The 13,318-nt window shown below is 62.9% G+C and carries 17 protein-coding genes and 4 tRNA genes; 2 read left to right on the top strand and 19 right to left on the bottom strand.

Annotated features, from left to right (window positions below; translation table 11 throughout):
* The 13 genes from rplJ to QM609_RS28830 form a co-directional block, all read right to left on the bottom strand.
* A partial coding sequence (gene rplJ / locus QM609_RS28890) for a 50S ribosomal protein L10 (RefSeq protein ID WP_283337645.1) occupies positions 1 to 190 on the bottom strand: 190 nt, incomplete at its 3' end.
* 419 nt (positions 191 to 609) lie between these two features.
* A complete protein-coding gene (locus QM609_RS28885) occupies positions 610 to 1,302 on the bottom strand; it encodes a hypothetical protein (protein ID WP_042453090.1) in 693 nt (230 codons plus the stop codon).
* A 151-nt stretch (positions 1,303 to 1,453) separates the two neighbouring features.
* Positions 1,454 to 2,173, bottom strand: a complete 720-nt coding sequence (gene rplA, locus QM609_RS28880; RefSeq protein WP_003941982.1) for a 50S ribosomal protein L1 — start codon at positions 2,171 to 2,173, stop codon at positions 1,454 to 1,456.
* A 109-nt stretch (positions 2,174 to 2,282) separates the two neighbouring features.
* Complete coding sequence (gene rplK / locus QM609_RS28875) at positions 2,283 to 2,717, bottom strand: 50S ribosomal protein L11 (RefSeq protein WP_003941896.1); 435 nt, start codon at positions 2,715 to 2,717, stop codon at positions 2,283 to 2,285.
* A 66-nt stretch (positions 2,718 to 2,783) separates the two neighbouring features.
* Entirely contained in the window at positions 2,784 to 3,620 is an 837-nt protein-coding gene (nusG, locus tag QM609_RS28870; protein ID WP_003942049.1) for a transcription termination/antitermination protein NusG, read from the bottom strand.
* An 84-nt stretch (positions 3,621 to 3,704) separates the two neighbouring features.
* Entirely contained in the window at positions 3,705 to 4,208 is a 504-nt protein-coding gene (gene secE / locus QM609_RS28865; protein ID WP_064113968.1) for a preprotein translocase subunit SecE, read from the bottom strand.
* A 31-nt stretch (positions 4,209 to 4,239) separates the two neighbouring features.
* Positions 4,240 to 4,312 (bottom strand) — tRNA-Trp (locus QM609_RS28860).
* Between the two features lie 173 nt (positions 4,313 to 4,485).
* Complete coding sequence (hadB, locus tag QM609_RS28855; protein ID WP_003941909.1) at positions 4,486 to 4,911, bottom strand: (3R)-hydroxyacyl-ACP dehydratase subunit HadB; 426 nt, start codon at positions 4,909 to 4,911, stop codon at positions 4,486 to 4,488.
* Complete coding sequence (gene hadA / locus QM609_RS28850) at positions 4,898 to 5,452, bottom strand: (3R)-hydroxyacyl-ACP dehydratase subunit HadA (protein ID WP_007728457.1); 555 nt, start codon at positions 5,450 to 5,452, stop codon at positions 4,898 to 4,900. Before hadA ends, hadB begins: the two co-directional genes overlap by 14 nt.
* 86 nt (positions 5,453 to 5,538) lie before the next feature.
* A complete protein-coding gene (gene rpmG / locus QM609_RS28845; RefSeq protein WP_003941903.1) occupies positions 5,539 to 5,706 on the bottom strand; it encodes a 50S ribosomal protein L33 in 168 nt (55 codons plus the stop codon).
* 61 nt (positions 5,707 to 5,767) lie between these two features.
* Positions 5,768 to 5,840: transfer RNA gene (locus QM609_RS28840), tRNA-Met, on the bottom strand.
* 45 nt (positions 5,841 to 5,885) lie between these two features.
* Positions 5,886 to 5,958 (bottom strand) — tRNA-Thr (locus tag QM609_RS28835).
* Positions 5,959 to 6,288: 330 nt separating this feature from the next.
* Positions 6,289 to 6,371: transfer RNA gene (locus tag QM609_RS28830), tRNA-Tyr, on the bottom strand.
* Between the two features lie 224 nt (positions 6,372 to 6,595).
* Here QM609_RS28830 and QM609_RS28825 point away from each other — a divergent pair.
* Entirely contained in the window at positions 6,596 to 7,087 is a 492-nt protein-coding gene (locus QM609_RS28825; protein ID WP_003941854.1) for a YajQ family cyclic di-GMP-binding protein, read from the top strand.
* A 71-nt stretch (positions 7,088 to 7,158) separates the two neighbouring features.
* Here the strand turns inward: QM609_RS28825 and htpX are convergent, their stop codons facing one another.
* Positions 7,159 to 8,022, bottom strand: a complete 864-nt coding sequence (gene htpX, locus QM609_RS28820) for a zinc metalloprotease HtpX (protein WP_007728460.1) — start codon at positions 8,020 to 8,022, stop codon at positions 7,159 to 7,161.
* A gap of 153 nt (positions 8,023 to 8,175) precedes the next feature.
* Complete coding sequence (locus tag QM609_RS28815; protein ID WP_037129929.1) at positions 8,176 to 9,225, bottom strand: polyprenyl synthetase family protein; 1,050 nt, start codon at positions 9,223 to 9,225, stop codon at positions 8,176 to 8,178.
* 104 nt (positions 9,226 to 9,329) lie between these two features.
* On the opposite strand from QM609_RS28815, the gene QM609_RS28810 reads away from it, so the two are divergent.
* Complete coding sequence (locus tag QM609_RS28810) at positions 9,330 to 10,592, top strand: geranylgeranyl reductase family protein (protein WP_371684349.1); 1,263 nt, start codon at positions 9,330 to 9,332, stop codon at positions 10,590 to 10,592.
* Between the two features lie 55 nt (positions 10,593 to 10,647).
* Here the strand turns inward: QM609_RS28810 and QM609_RS28805 are convergent, their stop codons facing one another.
* The 4 genes from QM609_RS28805 to QM609_RS28790 form a co-directional block, all read right to left on the bottom strand.
* Positions 10,648 to 11,346: a demethylmenaquinone methyltransferase gene (locus QM609_RS28805; protein WP_003941879.1), complete on the bottom strand. Its 699-nt coding sequence runs from the start codon at positions 11,344 to 11,346 to the stop codon at positions 10,648 to 10,650.
* A 37-nt stretch (positions 11,347 to 11,383) separates the two neighbouring features.
* On the bottom strand, positions 11,384 to 12,529 hold the full coding sequence (locus QM609_RS28800) for a glycosyltransferase family 4 protein (protein WP_197523597.1): 1,146 nt from the start codon (positions 12,527 to 12,529) through the stop codon (positions 11,384 to 11,386).
* Between the two features lie 68 nt (positions 12,530 to 12,597).
* Complete coding sequence (locus QM609_RS28795; RefSeq protein ID WP_007728471.1) at positions 12,598 to 13,041, bottom strand: DUF3592 domain-containing protein; 444 nt, start codon at positions 13,039 to 13,041, stop codon at positions 12,598 to 12,600.
* The coding region (locus tag QM609_RS28790) for a thiamine pyrophosphate-dependent enzyme (protein WP_502942731.1) at positions 13,038 to 13,318 on the bottom strand (281 nt) is incomplete at its 5' end. The genes QM609_RS28790 and QM609_RS28795, both read right to left, overlap by 4 nt.

Here is a 13,318-nt window from a genome sequence, read left to right as displayed (position 1 = left end):
CCTCTGCGGCGGCACGCTTGACCAGGGTGTTCTTGGCGACGGAGTAGGTGGCACCTTCTCCGAGAGCGCGTCGCAGTGTCGTGATGTTGCCAACCGAAAGGCCACGGTATTCCGTGACCACAGCGGCGGTCGAACCCTTGAACTGCTCGGTGATTTCCGCAACTGCGGAAACCTTCTCAGGCTTTGCCATACTTCGCCTCCTCTCGTGACAGTCGTTGTCCCACTCAGGAACCGCTGCACCTCATCGGGGTGAACCCGAGAAGACACAGTCCGCGACATGCAAAACGCCCCGGCGCAAGCGCACGGGGCGTACAGAGGAAACATGAAGAAGAGGCTTACGAATCAGCGTAACGATGCAAAGCGAGGCAGTGCATAACCAGGCAAACTGTAGAACCACTACATCAAGCTATCCCCCTACCTCGTTCACCTACGTGGGCCGCCGGGCACTCCCGGACTTTCAACCACACCCATCACTGAGTGCAATCACCAACGGTCTTGGGTAGAACATGATTTTGGGGTGAAGTTCATATCCAGCACTGAACTCCGCCTCGAAGACTACCTGACTGCTCGCTGCACAACCAAATCGAGTTCGTCACGCACCCGATTCCTTCAAGCACCGATAGCCCTGGCGATCTTGTGTTCGATTGCTGCCCGAGCTCGGTCCGGCAACACCAGCAATCCATCGAGTTCCTTGTGGGCCTTCCGGTACGCACTCTGACGTTCCTGTGGCGTCGCGCCCTCGTCCATGGCCAGTCGCAGCAGACGTTGCGCCCTTACCAGGCGTTCTTGTTCGTCGAGGGTGAATCCGCTCCGTCGGCGGCGCTTCGCCTCAGCTTCCGCGATTTCGAAGGCGATCGAGTAAGCGTGCACCGCCTCGCGGTACTCGGTTTGTGCCTGCTGGTTGCCGATCATCGTCTCCGGATTGCCTGGGCGAAGCAGATCGGCACGATATTTGGCTCGATGAAAATCGGCGGTCAAAGGCTCGCGCATGTCCGTCATCATCGGGGTGTCGAGCAGTGTGACCGGATCGAGCTCGTACGAGAACCATCGGGCGTCGACCGCATCGTGCTGCTCGATTGCCTTGGCCAGCTCTCGGCGCTGTGTTTCTTCGTCGGCGTGATGTTGTGCGTTGGCTTGCGCGATGGCGACCTTGGTCTGCTGCTTGAGCCGGAAGCGCTCTTGCCGGCGCTCGATCCGCCTTTCGTTGGCAACCGCGACACCTTTCAGCGCCCCACCGATGGTGCCGCCGAAAACGAAGATCAGCCACCAAAAGTTTCCGAGGAACTGGAACGCTTCGTGCATACCCCGATGATGCCACCGTTAGATCGATACCACCGATGGACCGATACCACCGATGGACCGATACCACCGGCGGGGATCACCCTCTCCCGAAACGGCAAGAAGGCCGGCAGGGAGTGATCCCTGCCGGCCTTCTTGTTCGTATGCGGACTGCTTACGCGTCTGCAGCATCCTCGAGGAGGTTGCGAGTACGGTTCGGATCCACCGGGATGCCCGGACCGGTGGTGGTCGAGACCGTGATCTTCTTCACGTAGCGGCCCTTGGCCGACGAGGGCTTCGCACGCAGGATCTCGTCCAGGGCTGCGCCGTAGTTCTCCACCAGCTTCTCATCGTCGAACGATGCCTTGCCGATGACGAAGTGCAGGTTGGCCTGCTTGTCGACGCGGAAGTTGATCTTTCCGCCCTTGATGTCGTTGACAGCCTTGGTGACATCCGCCGTGACGGTGCCCGTCTTCGGGTTCGGCATCAGGCCACGCGGTCCGAGGACACGGGCGATGCGGCCGACCTTGGCCATCTGATCAGGAGTCGCGATTGCGGCGTCGAAATCGACCCATCCACCCTGGATGCGCTCGATCAGGTCTTCTGCACCGACTACGTCAGCGCCTGCAGCCTCGGCTTCTGCTGCCTTCTCGCCAACAGCGAACACGATGACGCGAGCGGTCTTACCGGTGCCGTGGGGCAGGTTGACCGTTCCGCGGACCATCTGGTCAGCCTTACGGGGGTCGACGCCCAGACGAACTGCAACCTCAACGGTTGCATCCATCTTGGTGGACGACGTCTCCTTGGCGAGCTTTGCAGCCTGAAGCGGGCTGTAGAGCTTGTCTGCGTCGATCTTCTCAGCGGCGGCGAGGTACGCCTTGCTGCGCTTTGCCATTTGTTCTGTCCTTACTTGTCACTGCAGCGAATTACCTGTGCAGTGGTGAATGGTTCAGTTGTGGTCGGGGCCTGGCCGGCCCTCCCACGTAATGCTGTGGAGCGGACTATCAGCCCTGGACCGTGATGCCCATGGAACGAGCGGTGCCGGCGATGATCTTCGCGGCCTGCTCGATGTCATTGGCATTGAGGTCTTCAGCCTTGGTCTTCGCGATTTCGCGCACCTGATCCATGGTCACCGAGGCAACCTTGGTCTTGTGCGGTTCGCCGGAGCCCTTGGCGACGCCGGCTGCCTTGAGGAGCAGCTTGGCGGCGGGAGGGGTCTTCAGCTTGAAATCGAAGGTCCGGTCTTCGTAGACCGAGATCTCGACCGGCACAACGTTGCCGCGCTGGGACTCAGTCGCCGCGTTGTAGGCCTTGCAGAACTCCATGATGTTCACGCCGTGCTGACCGAGCGCGGGACCCACGGGAGGTGCAGGGTTAGCCTGACCTGCCTGGATCTGCAGCTTGATGAGCCCGGCGAGCTTCTTCTTCTTTGGGGGCATCTCTAGTTCCTAGTTTCTAGCTTGGGTGTGTGTCTTGCGTCGAACAAATTGCAAGTTTTGGGGTGGTCAGATCTTCGCGACCTGGTTGAAGTTGAGCTCAACCGGGGTTTCACGACCGAAGATCGACACGAGAACCTTGAGCTTCTGCTGCTCGCCGTTGACCTCGCTGATGCTGGCCGGAAGGGTTGCGAACGGGCCGTCCATGACGGTGACCGACTCGCCGACCTCGAAGTCGACCTCGATGAGGGGCTTGCCGAAGGACTCGGACGGTGCCTCGCCTGCTGCGACGGCGGCCGCTGCAGCCTGCTGCTTCTTCTGCTCCTGCTGCGGGAGCAGGAACTTGACGACCTCGTTGAGGGTCAGCGGCGAGGGACGCGACGTGGCACCGACAAAACCGGTGACACCAGGCGTGTTGCGCACGGCGCCCCACGACTCGTCGTTGAGCTCCATGCGAACGAGGATGTATCCGGGCAGAACCTTGCGGTTGACCTGCTTGCGCTGGCCGTTCTTGATCTCGGTGACCTCTTCGGTGGGAACTTCCACCTGGAAGATGTAGTCGCCGACATCGAGGTTCTGAACGCGAGTCTCGAGGTTGGTCTTGACCTTGTTCTCGTAACCGGCGTACGAGTGGATGACGTACCAGTCACCCGGGGCGCGGCGCAGCGCAGCCTTGAGTTCGGCAACGGGATCCTCGACCTCGAGCTCGGCGGCGGGAGCGGCCTCGTCGGAGTTCTCGGCATCGTCGGAGATGACGTCCTCGGTCGCTGCAGCGTCTGCATCAGTGCCTTCGGCAACGTCTGCATCGGTGCCTTCGGCAACCACGACGTCTACTTCGGCTGCCGCCTCGGCAGAAACACGCTCTTCGGCCAAAGCCTCATTCGTGTCGTTCTCGGGGGTGCTCACTGGGGCACTCGCTTCCTCTCGTTACTCGGACCCGGGTCGGGTCTTGTCGCGCTCGCAGGCAAAGACGCCCGACTGCTACGGCGATCAGCCGAACAGCCAGGTGACACCCTTGATCACAGCGATATCGACGCCGCTGATGAAAGCGACCATGAAGACCACGAACGTCAGCACGACGCTGGTGTAGGTGATCATCTGCTTGCGGTTCGGCCAGATGACCTTACGGAGTTCTGCGATGACCTCGCGGAAGAATTTGCGCAGGCGCTTGAAGATGTTGTCCTTCTTCGCCTTGGGCTTCTTGCCGGGGTTCGTTGCAGTCGGCTTGGCCGAAGATGTCCGGGATGCCGTCCGGGCCGGAGTCTTCACGGTGGACGCGCTGACCGAGGCGCCGCGTGCAGCGCGCTTGCCGGTCGGCTTGTTGGAAACCCCACTGGATGCGGAGGGAGCCTTTTCGGCACCGTCCTTGTCCAACGAAAGATCGGAACGCGTAGTCGCGTCAGCTGCAGTGTCGTCGACACCGGTCGAATCGGCAGACAGTGAAGTCTCCGCATCCGAAGTGTCGGCGTCGCGCTTGGCGCGCTCCTCGCTCACGTCGTTCCTCTCAGTCGCTGGCATCCGGGGGCAGGGGCGACAGGACTTGAACCTGCAACCTGCGGTTTTGGAGACCGCTGCTCTGCCAGTTGAGCTACGCCCCTTTGGTTGACCTCGACAGGTAGACCCTGCCTGAATCAACCGTTCTGCGATCACACAACATACGCGCTACCCGAGGTGAATGTCTTGCAACATTCAGGGCAGCGCGCAGCGCTGAGGAATCCCAGAAATCTCAGTGTACTTCAAAGCCCCGGAACAAACACAATCCGCCCTGCGATCAGGCTAGACGGACCGTGGCAGTGGCACGACCGAAGATTTTCTTACCTTCGGACTTGGCCACAATTGCCAGTACTGCGGTCTTGCTTTCTTCGTCGATCGACTTCACCTTGGCGGTGAACTCGATCTCGGCAGCCTTGTCGGCTGCCACGATCACCGGGCTCGTGAACCGTACGTTGTACTCGGTCACTGCGCCCGGATCTCCCAGCCATTCGGTGACGTAGCCGGCACCGATGCCCATGGAGAGCATGCCGTGCGCGACGACGTCCGGCAAGCCGGCAAGTCGTGCGACCTCGTCACTGAAGTGAATCGGATTGGGATCTCCCGAAACACCCGCGTAGTTGGCGAGGTTTCCACGCGTCAGAGTGACGGACTTCTCGGGGAGAAGTTCGCCGACACTCACGTCGGAAAATTTACGAAGCGACATGCATCATCACGTCCTTGACTGCGTGGGCGATGTTCTCGTCCACTTCCCCACCCGTTCGAGCAACAAGCGTCGTCCACGTGGTGACGACGGCTTCGTCGTTCTGATCGGTGATGATGTTCTTGGTCACGATGATGTCGCTACCTGCGGCCTGCCTGAACGAATCCAGGAAGACGTCGCAGAAGAGTCGGTCACCGACCTGCATGGGCTTGTGCAGCACCAAGCGCTGATCGGTCTGAAGAATCTGACTCAGGTCGTAGCCTGTGACGATCTCTTCGAACAGACGTCGCTGAGCGATGGCACCCACGATGGCGACGAACGTGATGGGAGCGATCAGGCCGTCGTATCCGAGGCCCTTGGCTGCCGTCTCGTCGTAGTGCGCGGGATGGGCGTCCTGGACGGCGCGAGCGAACTCGCGCACCTTCTCGCGTCCGACCTCGTAGAAGTCTTCGACACGATAGTGGTGACCGACCATCTGGACGGCATGAGCGGCCGGGTCCGTAGGGACCTCGGCCGCTGCCTGGTTCTCTTGCAAATCTGTCACGCGGTGAGACTCTCTTCTAGCTAGGACCCGAAGACGCAGGCCCAGAGAGGGTCTTCCGCGAAAATCGTCGTCCTGTTAAGGACTTACTACTTCGACTCGCGATGCGACTGGTGGGTTCCGCAGTTGGGGCAGAACTTCTTGAGCTCCAGGCGATCGGGGTCGTTGCGCCGATTCTTCTTGGTGATGTAGTTGCGGTGCTTGCATACCTCGCAGGCCAAGGTGATCTTGGGCCGAACGTCGGTCGAGGAGGCCACGGGATGCCTTCTTTCGGGTGTATCTGATTACGAGCAATCAGGGTGGATCATGCATATTGTGTAGCGGTGACCGGACTTGAACCGGCGACGCAACGATTATGAGTCGTTTGCTCTACCAACTGAGCTACACCGCCTCGGTGTCGAGTGTCGCGCGGAAAGCACGGCACCACAATCCAGCGAGCCCCCTAACGGAATCGAACCGTTGACCTTTTCCTTACCATGGAAACGCTCTACCGACTGAGCTAAGGGGGCGTGGCTCAGGAGCGCGTTGCCGCTCTCTTGAAGCCTCCGAAAGATTACACACGAACGAGCGCCAGCACCAAATCCGCTGGTCATCGGGGCAAAAATGGTGCCGGAGCCCATTGTTGCACCGATCGAGGCCGCTGGCGAGGGCTTTGCGGGAACCAACTTGACCCCGCACTCCCCCTGAAACCATCCCCCGGGGCCCATCCCGAGGCCCCTGAGCCTCCGACACCCCTGAGCCGAAGCCGGCGCCTGCGTCGCCAACGCGCGCTCGACCTCGGTACACGCACAAAAAAGTCAGCCCCGACTCTCGCGAAGAGAATCGGGGCTGACTTGGTGTGGCAGATGTAGGATTCGAACCTACGTAGGCATAAGCCGACGGATTTACAGTCCGCTCCCATTGGCCGCTCGGGCAATCTGCCGTGCTTGCACCAGGCTTCGATCCGGCGCATTCGCAAGTATATCGCGACGTGCGGCGGCCGAAAACGGCTTCCTCGGTGCGGTGAGAAGAATACAACGAACACACCCCCATTTTGCAAACCGGGTGGTAACGGGCGGTGCCGACCCGATAACGTCGAGGTGTCCACCGGTATGGAAGGTGGGCGGAACTCGATGTTCGTGAACTACCGGAAAGCGGGAGTGTGAAGTGGCTGATTCGTCCTTCGACGTGGTGAGCAAGGTTGACCGTCAAGAGGTGGACAACGCCCTGCATCAGGCTGCCAAGGAGTTGACCACGCGTTTCGACTTCCGAAACACGGGAGCGTCGATCGAGTGGTCTGGTGAAGAGACGATCACGTTGAACGCCGACACCGAGGAGCGACTGCTGGCCGCCCTCGACGTGTTCAAGGAGAAGTTGATCCGTCGCGACATCTCGCTGAAGGCATTCGATGCCGGCGAGCCGGCGCAGTCCGGAAAGATCTACAAGCTGTCCGGAACCTTGGTCCAGGGCATCAGCAGCGAGAACGCGAAGAAGATCACCAAGAAGATTCGCGACGAGGGCCCCAAGGGCGTCAAGGCGCAGATCCAGGGTGAGGAACTTCGTGTGAGCAGCAAGAAGCGCGACGACCTCCAGGGCGTCATCTCCCTGCTCAAGGGTGAGGACTTCGGGATCGCCCTGCAGTTCGTGAACTACCGGTAGTAGGGGCTGCGCCCCTGTGCGCCTTTTTGGTAGTTCCGACGACCAGAAAGGCTCACAGGGGCCGAAGGCCCCTACATCCCCGCCATCTTCTCCAAACGCTCGATACGATCCGCCATGGGCGGATGCGTCGAGAACAGCTTGCTCACCTTGTCCCCCGCTCTGAAGGGGTTGGCGATCATCAGGTGTGACTGCGCCGCGAGCTTGGGCTCAGGCGGCAACGGCGCGGCTGCCACGCCCGACTCGAGCTTGCGCAGCGCCGACGCCAACGCCAGCGGGTCACCGGTGAGCTCGGCTCCCGATTGATCCGCCTGGTACTCGCGAGAGCGCGAGACGGCCAGCTTGACCACGGTTGCTGCGATCGGTCCCAGCAGGGAGACGAGCAGCAGCGCGATCGGATTGCTTCCCTGCCCGTTCCCTCGGCCGCCGAAGATGCTCGCGTACATCGCGAAGTTGGCCAGGCCAGAGATGACGCTGGCCATCGCGCCGGCCACGGACGAGATCAAAATGTCCCGGTTGTAAACGTGGGAGAGTTCGTGCCCGAGCACGGCACGCAGTTCGCGTTCGTTCAGGATCTGCATGATGCCGCTGGTCACGCATACCGCGGCATGCCGAGGGCTACGACCGGTGGCAAACGCGTTCGGGGCGTTCGTGGGGCTGACGTACAGCCTGGGCATCGGTTGGTGCGCCGTCGTGGCGAGTTCGCGCACGATCCGGTAGATCGCCGGTGCCTCGACCTCGGTGATGGGCTGGGCGCGCATCGATCGAAGCGCCAGCTTGTCGCTGTTGAAGTACACGTAGGCATTCATGCCGACGGCAAACAGAACGGATCCCCACAGAAGGAACGGGCTGTTGAACAGCGAGCCGATGAAGACGATCAGCGCCGACATCCCCACCAACAAGCCGAATGTCTTCGCACCGTTCGCGTAGCCGTGCAAACCGCTCACCTCTTGCCTCGCTGGAGCCGAAGGCTCACCCGAACTCCCCGGTGTATGCACCGGTTCTGTTCAGTCAACGAAGGACAGGGTCATCAGGGTTCCCACCCAGTGACTGTCGGGGTTTCCACCCGGTGGCCCCGATTCGCCGAGGTGTCAGCCGACTCGTTCGATCGTGTAATCGACGAGACGCACGAGCGCTTCGTTGGCCGGTCCCTGCGGGAGCTCAGCCAACTGAGCTTTCGCCGCGACGGCATACTCGCCCAGCTTTGCCTTCGCCTTGACCATGCCCGGCGAACGCTCGAGCAGTTCGAGAGCTTCTTCTACCAGGGCATCTTCGGTAACCGGGCCCGCGAGCAGCTCCCGCAGGCGATCTGCGTCGGCCCCTTCTTCGCGGAACGCGTACAGGACGGGCAGGGTGTGGACTCCCTCGCGCAGGTCGGTGCCGGGCGTCTTGCCGGACTGCGCCGATACGGACGAGATGTCGATGATGTCGTCGGAGATCTGGAACGCGGTGCCGACGGCATCACCCAGGCGCTCGAGGCGCTCGATGTGAGCTGCGTCGGCGCCGGAGAAGGTGCCGCCGAAGCGTCCCGAAGCAGCGATCAGCGAACCGGTCTTCTCCCACACGACCTTGAGGTAGTGCTCGACCGGATCCTGCTCCTTCTTGACACCGATCGTCTCGCGCATCTGGCCGGTGACCAGTTCGGCGAATGTTTCGGCGATGATCCGAACGGCCTCGGGTCCGAGCGTCGACACCAGTCGTGATGCGTGCGCGAACAGATAGTCGCCGGCCAGGATCGCCACGCTGTTTCCCCAGCGGGCATTGGCGCTGGGTGCTCCGCGCCGCATGGACGCCTCGTCCATGACGTCGTCGTGATAGAGCGTCGCCAGGTGAACGAGTTCGGTGACAGTCGCTGCGGTGATGATCGACGGATCGTTCGGCACCGGTCCGAGTTGCGCGGTCAGGATCGTGAACAACGGACGGAAGCGCTTTCCACCAGCTCGCGCGAGATGCAGCGCGGCCTCGGTGAGGAAGTCTTCTCCGTCGGACAGCTCGCTGACCAACAACTCCTCGACATCGGAGAGTCCACCACGCACTACTGCGGCGAGCTGTTCGTCGCCCAGGTCGATGCCTGCAACGACGGTGCTCGATGCGGTTGCGTCGGCAGCAGTCTTTTCGGTGCTCACGATGTCAGTACCCATTCCTGTCGTCAGTGACGGCTCGGTTCCCACGGTAGTGAACCTAGCGGTTCGCACTCGGGACGGCCTCGCCACGGTGGCGATCGCGAGCCTGGGAAGATGTGAGTGTGTCCGTAGAAGAGCAGTCCCCCGTCGTCGATTCGCTTCCGAACGAAACCGACATTGTGGTCATCGGCGCAGGTCCCGCGGGTTCTTCGGCCGCGGCGTGGGCCGCCCGCAGCGGCCGAGACGTCGTGCTGGTGGACGCTGCCGTCTTCCCGCGAGACAAGACTTGTGGTGATGGACTCACTCCGCGCGCCGTGGCCGAACTGGATCTCCTCGGCCTCGGCGAGTGGGTTCGGTCACACACGACGAACAAGGGACTACGGTTGTCCGGCTTCGGACAAGAACTCGAACTCGAGTGGCCGGGGACGTCGTTCCCGCCGATCGGCAGCGCCATCCCCCGGACCGAACTCGACGACGCCATTCGCCGGTGCGCCGTCGAATCGGGCGCGGTCATGGTCGAGGGCACCAAGGCCGTCGACGTCGAACTCGACGGTGATCGAGTAGCCGCCGTCGTACTCGCCGGCCCCTCGGGACGAAGCACCCTTCGTTGTCGGACGCTGATCATCGCCGACGGCGTTCGCTCGACGCTCGGCAAGAAGCTGGGACGGCAGTGGCACCGGGACACCGCGTACGGCGTCGCGGCACGCGCGTACGTCGCTACGCCGCGCAGCGCCGACCCGTGGATCACCTCGCATCTGGAACTGCGGGACGCGGAGGGCACGTTGCAGGCGGGGTACGGCTGGATCTTCCCGCTCGGCACCGGCGAGGTGAACATCGGCGTCGGGACACTGGCGACGTCCAAGCGCCCGGCTCCAGGTGCCCTGCGACCCTTGCTCGACCTCTACACCGATCAGCGCCGAAGCGAGTGGCAGTGGAGCAGCGAAATACATTCCGTCGCTTCGGCTTTGCTACCCATGGGTGGAGCAGTTTCCAACATCGCCGGACGCAACTGGGCCGTGATCGGCGACGCCGCAGCGTGTGTGAACCCGCTCAACGGTGAGGGCATCGACTACGGCCTCGAAGGCGGACGTCTGGTGGTCGAACAGCTCGGCGCCGACGATCTGACGGAGCTGTGGCCGACCGTGCTTCGGGAGCACTACGGGCAGGCGTTCTCGGTCGCGCGCCGGCTCGCAGGCCTGCTGACGGTTCCGCAGTTCCTGCCCGCGTCGGGTCCGATCGCGATGCGCTCACGGGCACTGATGACGGTCGCCGTTCGGGTGATGGGGAACCTCGTCACCGACGCCGACGCCGATCTGACGGCGAAGGCATGGCGTGCGTCGGGGGCCGCGTCGAGAAAGATCGACTCCCGGCCGCTGTTCGGTTGAGCAAGTGCTGTGCGCCTTTATTAACCGCCGGGGGTTAATAAAGGCGCACAGCAGTTCAGGCAGTGGCGTAATGCAGCGCCACGATGCCGCCGGTGAGGTTGCGCCACTTGACGTTCTTCCAGCCGGCAGCCTCGATCTTGCGGGCCAACTCTTCCTGGGTCGGCCAGGCGCGGATCGATTCGGCGAGGTAGACGTAGGCGTCGGGGTTGCTGCTGACGGTGCGTGCGACCTGCGGGAGCGCCTTCATCAGGTACTCCATGTAGACCGTGCGGAAGGGCCCGAAGACGGGCGTCGAGAACTCGCTGACGACGAGACGTCCGCCCGGCTTGGTGACGCGGGCGATCTCACGCAGTCCGGCTTCGAAGTCGGAGACGTTGCGCAGGCCGAAGGAAATCGTCGCGGCGTCGAACACGTTGTCGGCATAGGGCAGGTACATCGCGTCACCGGCGACCATCGGAACTTTGCGCGAGATTCCGGCCTTGAGCATGCCCTTGGAGAAGTCGGTGGCGACGCACCAGGCACCGGAGCGCCCCAGTTCGACGGTCGAGACTCCGGTTCCGGCGGCGAGGTCGAGTACCTTCTCGCCCGGCTTGAGGTCGAGGGCTTCGCGGGTGGCCTTGCGCCAACCCTTGTCCTGGCCGAAGGACAGCACGGTGTTGGTGAGGTCGTATCGCTCCGCGACGTCGTCGAACATCGACGCTACTTCGTGCGGTTGCTTCTCGAGAGTTGCTCGGGTTCCGTGTGTAGTGGCCACACCCGAAACGCTACCAACCCTCGTGCAGCGAGGGCGTTCAGGCTGCTCTGGCACCCGTTCGCCGCCCGAGGCCCTGCACGTCCTCGTAGTGACGGAGCAACTCTTCGCAGATTGCCGGCCAGGTCCGGTGCAGCACCGAGCGCCTCGCCGCGGAGCCGAACTGCACCCGCAGATCACGCTGACGAAGTGCGTCCACGGCGCTTGGCAGGAGTTCGGTGAACCTGTCCGTCGGCAGGAGGTAGCCGTTGCGGCAATGCGAGATCAGGTCACGTGGTCCGCCGGCGTCCGGTCCGACGACAGGCACACCGCTCGCGAGGGCTTCCTGGACCGCCTGGCAGAAGGTCTCGTGCTCGCCGGGGTGAACGAATACGTCCAGGCTCGCGTAGGCGTCGGCCAGCGCGGTACCGCCGAGTTGTCCGGTGAAGATCGCGTCCGGCATCAGTCGTCGTAGGTTCTCGCGGTCCGGGCCGTCTCCGACGACGACGATCTGCACACTGGGATCGCCGGCCAGGGCCGCCAATCGTTCGACGTGCTTTTCGGGCGCGAGGCGACCGACGAAGCCGACCACCAACCGGTCGCTGTCGCCGATCCAGGACTGCCGCAACACCGAGCTACGACGCGAAGGCGCGAATCGTTGTGCGTCGACGCCACGGGCCCATCGGTGCACGCGCGGAATGCCGTGCTCTTCGAGGGCGTCGACTGCCGACGTGGAGGGCGCGAGTGTCCTGTTGCAGCTCTTGTGGATTCGACGGGTCCACGCCCATGCGGCGCGACTGGTGACGCCGAGACCGTAGCTTTCGGCAAATCCGGCGACGTCGGTCTGGTAGACCGCGACGGTCGGGATCCCGAGCCGCTTCGCGACGGCCACTCCCCCGGCGCCGAGCAGGAACGGTGACGCCAGATGGACGACGTCGGGCGCGAAGGTCCGCACGGCCGTGGTCAATCGTGGTTGCGGCAGGCCGACGGGAAGTGAACTGACTTTGGGCACCATGACGGCTGGCACCCGAACCACCTGAACGCCTTCGTGTTCGGTGGCGGCAGAGGTGTCGGATCCGACGGTGTCCGGCGCAATGACCATGGCGTCGTGGCCAGTGCGATCGAGGTGTTCGAGCACGCGTAGTACCGAGTTGGTGACGCCGTTCATGTTGGGCAGGAATGACTCCGCAACGATGGCTACTCTCACACCGAGAACGGTGACAGGGCCAGGAAAAGTCCACGTCATGTTCGTGTGAAGTTCGGGCGAAGCGCGAACTAACTCGAGGCGACCGGCGCCGAACTTGCCGCCTGCGCTTCCCGCTTGCGCAGGTACCAGATCGACGGTCCAGCCAGGAGCCACGTCACGACGATCACCGATCCTGCCGGGATCAGCGCCACCGTCGCGTTGCGTCCCGCTACCCGGACCAAATCAGGGTCGGCTTTGGAGTACTCCACCTCGATGCGTTGTCCCACAGTCAGATTGGTGGGGTAGAGCACGCCGAGTTCAGGGTTGTGGTTGGCGCCGTCCGGTGTCACGAAGCTGATCGCCGAACGTAGCGAGCCTGCCGAGAGCACCTCGGCAGTTGCGGTCCCCATGTTCGATTCGATGGTCCGATCGTTGCGCCAGGCACCGAGAACCAGGATCACCGCGAGCACGGAAATGCCGACCGCAACCACCAGTACGCCGATGCGGAGACGACGCAGAACCGTTTGCGTCACAGCTGTGCCCGCACGGAAGCGTGGAGTTCGCGCAGCCCACTGCGATCCGTCGCGACCTCGAGCACACGAATGCCGTTGGCCGGTTGCGCCAGCGTCGTTGCCAGGGCGTCGACGGTGACCGCTGCGTGGGGCACGCGGTAGGCCGCGCACAGCGCAGCGAGGTCCATGCCGTGTGGTGTTCCGAACACTCGCTCGAAGACGCCGGCGTACTGCGGGTCGCCTTGTTCGAGGAGCTCGAAGATACCGCCGCCGTCGTCGTTGGCGACGACGATGGTGA

The organism is Rhodococcus sp. IEGM 1302, from assembly GCF_030056935.1.
In the GTDB taxonomy this organism is placed as follows: Bacteria; Actinomycetota; Actinomycetes; order Mycobacteriales; family Mycobacteriaceae; genus Rhodococcus_F; species Rhodococcus_F qingshengii.
This window is presented reverse-complemented; position numbering and strand designations above follow the sequence as displayed.